The sequence below is a fragment of the Rhodococcus sp. CX genome (assembly GCF_015865005.1).
In the GTDB taxonomy this organism is placed as follows: Bacteria; Actinomycetota; Actinomycetes; order Mycobacteriales; family Mycobacteriaceae; genus Rhodococcus.
Map to the genome: position 1 here is coordinate 5,390 of NZ_JADZGH010000263.1, position 3,204 is coordinate 8,593.

The following is a 3,204-nucleotide window of genomic DNA, read 5'->3' on the forward strand; positions in this document are numbered from 1 at the left end:
TTCATGACTGAGAACAGCGAACCGCAGTTCCGCATCGAACACGACACGATGGGCGAGGTCCGGGTTCCGGTCGACGCCCTGTGGCGCGCGCAGACGCAGCGCGCCGTGGAGAACTTCCCCATCTCGGGTCGCGGTCTCGAACGCGCCCAGATCCGGGCGCTCGGCCTGCTCAAGGCGGCCTGCGCGCAGGTCAACAAGGACCTGGGGCTGCTCGACGCCGGCAAGGCGGACGCGATCATCGCCGCGGCCGGTGAGATCGCGGCCGGTGAGCACGACGACCAGTTCCCCATCGACGTCTTCCAGACCGGCTCGGGCACCAGCTCGAACATGAACGCCAACGAGGTCATCGCGTCGATCGCCGCCCGCAACGGGGTGACGGTGCATCCCAACGACGACGTCAACATGTCGCAGTCGTCGAACGACACCTTCCCCACCTCGACGCACGTCGCCGCCACCGAAGCCGCGGTGCGCGATCTGATTCCCGCGCTCGAGCATCTGCACGCCGCGCTGGCCGCGAAGGCCACCGAGTGGCGCACCGTCGTCAAGTCCGGGCGCACGCATCTGATGGACGCCGTTCCGGTGACGCTCGGGCAGGAGTTCGGGGGCTATGCCCGGCAGGTCGAGGCCGGGATCGAAAGGGTGCAGGCGTGCCTGCCGCGACTCGGAGAGCTGCCGATCGGCGGCACCGCCGTCGGCACCGGGCTGAACGCCCCCGAGGGGTTCGGGCGGCTGGTCGTCGCCGAACTCGTCGAGTCCACGGGCATCGACGAGCTGCGTCCCGCCCGCGACAGTTTCGAAGCGCAGGCCGCGCGGGACGGGCTCGTCGAGGCGTCGGGTGCGCTGCGCACGATCGCGGTGTCGCTGACGAAGATCGCGAACGACATCCGGTGGATGGGGTCCGGTCCGCTGACCGGGCTCGGCGAGATCCGGTTGCCCGACCTGCAGCCGGGCAGCTCGATCATGCCCGGCAAGGTCAATCCTGTTCTGCCCGAAGCAGTCACGCAGGTCGCGGCACAGGTCGTGGGGAACGATGCCACTGTCGCGTGGGGCGGCGCGGCCGGGGCGTTCGAGCTGAACGTGTACATCCCGGTGATGGCGCGGAACCTGCTCGAATCGATGCGCCTGCTCGCGAACGTGTCCCGGTTGTTCGCCGACCGGTGCATCACCGGGCTGGAGGCGAACGTCGAACACCTTCGGACGCTGGCGGAATCGTCGCCGTCGATCGTGACGCCGCTGAATTCGGCGATCGGATACGAGGAGGCCGCGGCGGTCGCCAAGCAGGCGTTGAAGGAGAAGAAGACGATCCGACAGACCGTCGTGGACCGGGGTCTGATCGGCGACGGCCTCAGCGAGGAGGAACTGGACCGGCGCCTCGACGTGCTCGCGATGACGAACGTCGAGCGCGACTCCTAGACGAGGACGGGTGCGGCGCACACGTCACTGCGCCGCACCCTCCGTGTCGTCGAAGAAGTGCCACGTGCCGTCCTCGTGCTGAGCCTCCATCCGCCAGCCGAGTTCGCTGTTGTCGGCTCGCTGATCGACGAACCAGGCGTGCGCGTCCTCCGCGCTCTCGATGTCGCGGGTGTCCACGACCTCGCCCTCCGGGTTGATCACTCTGTAGGTAGCCATGAGGACCGGCTTCCCGCGCCCAGGAGACGCCAAACGTCCCGGCACACCGGCGGACGCTACTCGGTGACGACCTCGGTCCTGCCGTCGATGAAGGTGATGTGCCCCATCTCGAAATCGCTCTGCACACCGCCGGGGATGGGATGTTCGTCGCTGGTGGGGAAGCCGAGTTCGCCGGCGGCACCACCGGCGGCCTCCCACGCGACCCGGATCTCGCCCCCCACGATGTGGGCGTCGGTGTCCGGACTCCACGCGATGACGCCGCCTTCGAATTCGCCGATGCTGCCGTCGCCTATGCTCTCCTGGCTTCCGGTCGGCGGGCCGAGCGGACCGGCCGCTCCCCCGGTCTCGTTGTACTTGTCGAGGACAGCGCCGCTGATCGCGTATTCCTGACCGTCGGGGCCGGCCACCACGGTGGTCGCGTCACCGGCGATCTCGTTTCCGGCACTCTCGGCGGCGCCCACGGCGCTCTCGGCAGCGCTCTCGACCGCGGACTGGGCGCTCTCCACCACCGACTCCGCAGCGGACTGCGCGGCCTCGGCGGCACTGGTCTCACTCTGGTAGGCGCTCTCGGAGGTGGTGTCGTTGTCGTCGCTGCAGCCCGCGACCACCAGCCCGACGGTGGCAACCGCGGCGGCGGTGGTGGCGACTCGTCGTGGGATTCCCTTCACGGCTGACTCCTCACTGCTGAACTACACGGCTGTGCACTACGCATGCGTCCCTTCGCACGCTGCCATCCCCTCGCGTGCCTCGTCGCGAATCCGCACAGACTCCTCCGAATCGTTGCAGTTCCCGGACCCGGGGGTACGCTTTCGCCGACAGGCAGGCTCGCGCGGGACTATCATCCGACCGACGGAAAGGTCGCTCATGCGTGCATTCCCTCGCTTCGCGCTCGGTGTCGTGCTCGCTCTCGCGGCCACGGCGACCGGCTGCGTCACGATCGACCCGAACGATCGCGACCGACCCCCGTCGCAGCCCTCCGAGACCGCCGATCTCGCGCCCGACCAGGTTGCGGGAGTTCCCATTCCGGACGGGCAGATCGACGACGCGATCGCGCAGCTCGACGGCCTCGCGCAGAAACTGCTCGATCACACCGGGATCCCGGGTATGGCGGTCGCGGTCGTGCACGACGGGGAAACCGTGTATGCGAAGGGTTTCGGTGTCCGCGCGGCCGGTTCCGACGAGCCGGTCGATGCCGACACGGTGTTCCAGCTCGCGTCGATGTCGAAGTCGATCGGGGCGACCGTCGTCGCCCAGCAGGTCGGTGCCGGTGTGGTCGGCTGGGACGATCCCGTGATCGAGCACCTTCCGACCTTCGCGCTCGCCGAACCGTACGTCACCGAACACGTCACCGTCGGGGACCTGTACGCACACCGTTCGGGGCTGCCCGATCACGCCGGCGACGACCTCGAGGATCTCGGCTACGATCGCGCGCAGATTCTCGAACGGCTGCGGCTGCTTCCCCTCTCGCCTTTCCGTATCACCTACGACTACACGAACTTCGGTGTGACCGCGGCAGCCCAGGCGGTCGCGGACGCGGCGGGTGCGGACTGGGCCGACCTGTCGCAGCGAGTACTG

4 protein-coding genes are annotated in these 3,204 nt (G+C 68.7%); 2 read left to right on the forward strand and 2 right to left on the reverse strand.

All coding sequences use genetic code 11. The annotated features are described in order from the left end of the window. The first annotated feature begins 3 nt into the window (after positions 1-3). A complete protein-coding gene (locus I0Q12_RS29175) occupies positions 4-1,413 on the forward strand; it encodes a class II fumarate hydratase (protein ID WP_197257197.1) in 1,410 nt (469 codons plus the stop codon). Positions 1,414-1,437: 24 nt separating this feature from the next. Here the strand turns inward: I0Q12_RS29175 and I0Q12_RS29180 are convergent, their stop codons facing one another. Next, positions 1,438-1,629: a hypothetical protein gene (locus tag I0Q12_RS29180; protein WP_197257199.1), complete on the reverse strand. Its 192-nt coding sequence runs from the start codon at positions 1,627-1,629 to the stop codon at positions 1,438-1,440. Positions 1,630-1,685: 56 nt separating this feature from the next. Then, positions 1,686-2,297, reverse strand: a complete 612-nt coding sequence (locus I0Q12_RS29185) for an LGFP repeat-containing protein (protein WP_197257201.1) — start codon at positions 2,295-2,297, stop codon at positions 1,686-1,688. A gap of 196 nt (positions 2,298-2,493) precedes the next feature. Here I0Q12_RS29185 and I0Q12_RS29190 point away from each other — a divergent pair. Continuing rightward, positions 2,494-3,204, forward strand: a 711-nt coding sequence (locus I0Q12_RS29190) for a serine hydrolase (protein WP_197257203.1), incomplete at its 3' end; no start/stop codon positions are given.